Raw genomic sequence first — 5,136 nt, forward strand, 5'->3', positions numbered from 1 at the left:
CCCCCACCCCCCTCCGACCTCTGCCGACACGGCCACCGCCGTCACACCTGCCGACTCATCTCCCCCGAACTAACCTTCGTTCATGACCCCTCTGCCGGATCGCTTCTGCCCGACGGACGGCACGCGCGTCCCCGCCGCCTCCCTCGCCTGGTGCTGCCCGGCCTGCCGAGGCCCCCTCGACCTGGACTTCGCGCCCACACCCGCATCGCTCAAGTCGCTCTCCGGCCGGGTGAACTCGCTCTGGCGCTACGCGGAATGCCTCCCCCTGGCCTCGCCCACGGTCTCGTTGGGCGAGGGCCGGACCCCGCTCGTCGAACTGCGGGAGGGCATCCGGGCCAAGCTCGACTTCCTGATGCCGACGCTGTCCTTCAAGGACCGGGGCGCGGTGCTCCTCGCCGAGCTGGCCCTGCGGCTCGGTCCCAGGCAGGTGATCGCCGACAGCAGCGGCAACGCGGGCACGGCGGTCGCCGCGTACTGCGCACGGGCCGCGCTGCCCTGCACGGTGTACGTCCCGGCCGGCACGTCGGACAAGAAGCTGGAGCAGATCGGGGCGCACGGCGCGCAGCTCCACCTCGTCGACGGCGACCGCGAGGCCACGGCCCGGGTGGCCCGCTCGGCGGCGGACGAGGACGGCGTGTTCTACGCCTCGCACGTCTACAACCCGTACTTCCTGCACGGCACCAAGACGTACGTCCACGAACTGTGGGAGGACCTCGGCGGACGCCTCCCCGAGGTGATCGTCGTACCGGTGGGCAACGGCACGTTGCTGCTGGGCGCGTCCCTCGCCGTCGCCGAACTGCACGCGGCGGGCCTCATCGACCGCCGCCCCGCCCTCTACGCCGTCCAGTCCGCCGCCGTGGCGCCGCTGGCCCACGCCTGGCTGGAGGGCGCCGACGACCTCGTCGGGACCACGCCCACGGCACCCACCCTCGCCGAGGGCATCGCCATCCCCCGCCCGCCGCGGGCCCGTCAGATCCTCCGCGCCGTCCGGGACTCCGGCGGCACCTTCCTCACCGTGACGGAGGACCAGATCCGCCACGCCCAACGCGACCTGGCCTCCCGCGGCCTGTACGTCGAGTCCACGGGCGTGGCCTGCTGGGCGGCGGTACGGGAGGGAGCGCTGGGGTCACGCACGGCGGTGGTGCCGTTGTGCGGCGCGGGAGTGAAGACGGGGCTGGCGGGGGCCTGAGCCCCGAAGGGCCCCGCCGGCGCCGGGATCAGTACGCCGCGTACAGCATCAGCGCGAGGAACCCCGCGCCGACCGCCGTCAACAGCATGTTGCTGCGCTTGTGCCCGACCCACAACAACAGCACTCCGGCGGCGACCGCCAGCACCCGGAACTCACCGTTGAGCACGACGAGCACGCCGAGAATCGCCCATGCCACCCACATGTGGTCCCCCTCCCCAGCCTGATGTGCCGACCTGCTCGGAAACTGCCCAGCCCAGGAGATCGACATCCCCGAACCGGCACGTTCCCGACAAGGGACCTCACCGAACAGCGGTGACAGAGGGCGGGAATTTCCCTCGCGCGGCACCGGACCACAAGAAGCACACACCCGGTCGGCGCGCGCGAGGTAGAAGGGCACTTCAGGTGCTGAGAGAGACGAGCGGCCCCGAGCACGTCTCGGACCTGGTGGACATCACCGACCTGCCCATGGAAGCGCTCGGGGACCTGCCGGACACGGTTCTCGCGTCGGTGCTCCACGATGTGCGATTCCCGTCGGGCGAGAGCTTCGCCGCGTTCTCGTCAGCACTTCTCTGACGTCCACAGCCTTTCTCACCGCCTTTCGGCCAACTACGATCCCCTGCCCTCCTTGGCGAGTTGAGTCCCGGTCCAGCGGGGTATCACGTTGCCACGCACGTATCCCGGCTCCAGGCGCGGTGAAACGCCTGCGCCGGATACGACGGCCGGGGGGTGCTTTGGAGCGAGAGCCGTACTTCTTCCTCAGCTATGCGCGCCGGGACGACCGGGGTAGCGCCTTCGTGCGTCGTTTCTACGACGACCTGTTGGCGGAGCTGGGCCGCCTGGGTGCGGACTGCAGCGGACAACAGCCGTTCCTCGACATCGAGCGGATCGGCCTGGGCATGGACTGGGAGAGCGCGCTCGGCAACGAGATCGGGCACTGCCGGGCGCTGGTGGCCCTCTGCTCACCCTCGTTCGCAGCGGTGGGGGCCGCCTACGAGGCGACCGGGGCGGTGCGCTCCGGTCGGGTCGGTCATGCCCACTGCCGCCTGTTCGACCTCGCTGACGCGGTCGCGTTCGCCGGGCGGCTGGCGAACACGGCAGGAAAAGAGCAGGGGCCCGACCTCGAAGAGTGCCGCCGGCCTTCACGGTCACGTACGGCGTGATCCGGTCGCCCGGGCCGGGGTGCCTCCACCGCGCCGCAGTCAGGGGCAGGAGCCGCACCAATGGATCACCAGCGCGACGCCCCTCCTGTCGGCATCAATCGCTAGGGTTGGCTCATGACCGCTCTGCCCGACTGGATGCGCCCCCCGCGCGCGGAGGGCTGGTTCGCGGAGGACCTGGACCGCCTCCCGGAGGCGCCCCGCCACACCGAGCTCATCGACGGAGCACTCGTCTTCATGATGTCGCCCCAGCGGTCCTGGCATGGCCGCCTCGTCACCGCCCTGACGACCACGCTCATGGCGCAGGCTCCGACCGGCTTCGAGGTCGAGCGCGAAATGACGATCCGCCTCGATGCCCGCAACCGCCCGGAGCCGGACCTCCTGCTGACGGACCTGTCCTACGACCCCGACCGCACCTGGTACGCCCCGGAGAACGTGAAGCTCGTCGTCGAGGCCGTGTCACCGGAATCCGCCCACCGCGACCGCACCGTGAAGCTTCGCAAGTACGCGGAGGCCGGCATCCCGCACTACTGGTGCATCGAAGACGAGGACGGGGCACCTGTCGTCCATGTCTACGAGCTCGACCAACCGACCGGCGCCTACGCGCCCGCCGGCATCTTCCGGGGCACTCTCCAGCGCCCGGTGCCCTTCGAAATCAGCCTCGACCTGGACAGGCTCACGCCGCCCCGAAGCAGGTGAAAAGTCCGCGCGCCGTCTGCGCGGGAATGTGGAAGGGGTCGGACTCGTCCGAGTCCGACCCCTTCCGACCTGCGCACTTGCCAAGCTACTTGACGTACAGTAACGAACTGGTCACACGTTGAAGCGGAACTCGACGACGTCGCCGTCCTGCATCACGTAGTCCTTGCCCTCCATGCGGGCCTTGCCCTTGGCGCGGGCCTCGGCCACCGAGCCGGTTTCCACCAGGTCGGCGAAGGAGATGACCTCGGCCTTGATGAAGCCCTTCTGGAAGTCGGTGTGGATCACACCGGCCGCCTCGGGGGCCGTCGCGCCCTTCTTGATGGTCCAGGCGCGGGATTCCTTGGGGCCGGCCGTGAGGTAGGTCTGCAGGCCCAGGGTGTCGAAGCCGACCCGGGCGAGGGTGGCGAGGCCCGGCTCCTCCGCGCCGACCGACTCCAGGAGCTCCATCGCGTCCGCCTCGTCCAGCTCGGCGAGGTCCGCCTCCAGCTTGGCGTTGAGGAAGATCGCCTCGGCGGGGGCGACCAGGGCGCGCTGCTCGTTCTTGAAGTCCTCGTCGGTCAGCTCGTCCTCGTCGACGTTGAAGACGTACAGGAACGGCTTGGTGGTGAGCAGGTGCAGGTCGTGGAGGAGCTCCTCGTTGCCGGAGCCCTGCACGATGCCCTGGGAGAAGAGGGTGTCACCCTTCTCCAGGATCTCCTGGGCGGCCTCGACGGCGGCGACCTTCGGGGCGATGTCCTTCTTGATGCGCGACTCCTTCTGGAGGCGCGGCAGGACCTTCTCGATGGTCTGCAGGTCGGCGAGGATCAGCTCGGTGTTGATCGTCTCGATGTCGTCCTTGGGCGAGACCTTGCCGTCGACGTGCACGACGTTCTCGTCCTGGAAGGCGCGGATGACCTGGCAGATCGCGTCCGACTCGCGGATGTTCGCGAGGAACTTGTTGCCGAGGCCCTCGCCCTCGCTGGCGCCGCGCACGATGCCCGCGATGTCGACGAAGTCGACCGTCGCCGGGAGGACCTTCTGCGAGCTGAAGATCTCGGCCAGCTTCGTCAGGCGCTCGTCCGGGACGCCCACGACGCCGACGTTCGGCTCGATCGTGGCGAACGGGTAGTTGGCCGCCAGCACGTCGTTCTTGGTCAGGGCGTTGAACAGGGTCGACTTGCCGACGTTGGGCAGACCGACGATTCCGATCGTGAGCGACACGTTTACGACTTCCCGTACGTAGGAGGGCCAGGCGGCCGGGGCTGGGCGGCTGGGCCTGGGGCCGGCCCGGAGCCTGTCCGGCGGATCGTGCCCCAGCGGCCGGAAGGCCGGCCGATCCCCCAGTTTACGGCGTACCGGCACCCGCCCCGGCGAAGTGTCGAACGCTTGGCCAAGGTCCGCTCGACGGCGTGTCTGTGAACCCATTCGGCACATTAACCGACCTAGGTTGGACGAGTGGAGCAGCAGCAAAGGACGCACCCCCCGCATCCCCCTCGGACCGGGCCGCAGCGCCGCGCCTCTCCCCTTCCGCCGCAGGCCGGCAGAGGGGGACGGGTTGGCGGCGCGGGTGTGCCGCGTCGTGCTCCGGTCGCGCGCGGGCCCGTACCGCCCCCGGTGCGAGCCGTGCGGAGTGCCGCGCGGGCCGTGCGGAGGATCGCGCGGGCCGTGCGTCGGATGCCGGAGCCACGCCTCACCGGGCTGGGCTGCGGGGTCTTCTGCGGGGTGTCGATGTTCGTGCTCGCCGGCCTCGACCGGCTGCTGTTCGGCGCCTCCCCCGCCCTGTACGGGGTGCTGTTCCTGCTGGTCAGCGCGTTGAGCGCGGTGTGGGTGCGCAGCGGTGACCTGGCGAGCGCGCCCGTCGTCGTACCCATCGCCTTCGCGGTCGGGCTGCCGCTGCTCGCCGAGGGCGAGGGCGGCCTCGGGGGGCATCTGATGGCCCTGGTCACCGCCCTCGCCATGCAGGCGGGCTGGCTCTACGGCGGCACCCTCGTCGCCGGCGTCATCGTGACCGTGCGCAAGCTGCGGCTGATGGCCCGCCGGGTCGCCGAGCGGGAATTGGACAGAGGCAGGGAGAGGGTGAGCGAGGGGGAGCCGGGTGGTTCGGGCCGGGAG

7 protein-coding genes are annotated in these 5,136 nt (G+C 70.4%); 5 read left to right on the forward strand and 2 right to left on the reverse strand.

The window, feature by feature from the left end; all coding sequences use genetic code 11:
- Window positions 1-82: 82 nt before the first annotated feature.
- Window positions 83-1,189: a threonine synthase gene (locus tag P1P70_RS40255; protein WP_319246793.1), complete on the forward strand. Its 1,107-nt coding sequence runs from the start codon at window positions 83-85 to the stop codon at window positions 1,187-1,189.
- 28 nt (window positions 1,190-1,217) lie between these two features.
- On the opposite strand, the gene P1P70_RS40260 is transcribed toward P1P70_RS40255, so the two are convergent.
- Complete coding sequence (locus P1P70_RS40260) at window positions 1,218-1,385, reverse strand: hypothetical protein (protein ID WP_319246803.1); 168 nt, start codon at window positions 1,383-1,385, stop codon at window positions 1,218-1,220.
- A gap of 206 nt (window positions 1,386-1,591) precedes the next feature.
- On the opposite strand from P1P70_RS40260, the gene fxsA reads away from it, so the two are divergent.
- From fxsA to P1P70_RS40275, 3 genes are all read left to right on the forward strand, one after another.
- Complete coding sequence (gene fxsA / locus P1P70_RS40265) at window positions 1,592-1,762, forward strand: FxSxx-COOH cyclophane-containing RiPP peptide (protein ID WP_319246794.1); 171 nt, start codon at window positions 1,592-1,594, stop codon at window positions 1,760-1,762.
- 158 nt (window positions 1,763-1,920) lie between these two features.
- Window positions 1,921-2,349: an AAC(3) family N-acetyltransferase gene (locus P1P70_RS40270; protein ID WP_319246796.1), complete on the forward strand. Its 429-nt coding sequence runs from the start codon at window positions 1,921-1,923 to the stop codon at window positions 2,347-2,349.
- Between the two features lie 114 nt (window positions 2,350-2,463).
- Complete coding sequence (locus tag P1P70_RS40275; protein ID WP_319246798.1) at window positions 2,464-3,045, forward strand: Uma2 family endonuclease; 582 nt, start codon at window positions 2,464-2,466, stop codon at window positions 3,043-3,045.
- A 111-nt stretch (window positions 3,046-3,156) separates the two neighbouring features.
- Here P1P70_RS40275 and ychF read toward each other — a convergent pair whose 3' ends face one another.
- Window positions 3,157-4,245, reverse strand: a complete 1,089-nt coding sequence (ychF, locus tag P1P70_RS40280; RefSeq protein ID WP_319246799.1) for a redox-regulated ATPase YchF — start codon at window positions 4,243-4,245, stop codon at window positions 3,157-3,159.
- Window positions 4,246-4,698: 453 nt separating this feature from the next.
- Between ychF and P1P70_RS40285 the strand changes: the two genes are divergently transcribed.
- A partial coding sequence (locus P1P70_RS40285; protein WP_319246801.1) for a DUF6542 domain-containing protein occupies window positions 4,699-5,136 on the forward strand: 438 nt, incomplete at its 3' end.

The organism is Streptomyces sp. MB09-02B, assembly GCF_033794485.1.
Taxonomy (GTDB): domain Bacteria; phylum Actinomycetota; class Actinomycetes; order Streptomycetales; family Streptomycetaceae; genus Streptomyces.

What these genes read in the sequence shown, in the direction of transcription:
- P1P70_RS40255 (WP_319246793.1), top strand. Translation starts at nt 83, where the DNA reads ATGACCCCTCTGCCGGATCGCTTCTGCCCGACGGACGGCACGCGCGTC.
- P1P70_RS40275 (WP_319246798.1), top strand. Translation starts at nt 2,464, where the DNA reads ATGACCGCTCTGCCCGACTGGATGCGCCCCCCGCGCGCGGAGGGCTGG.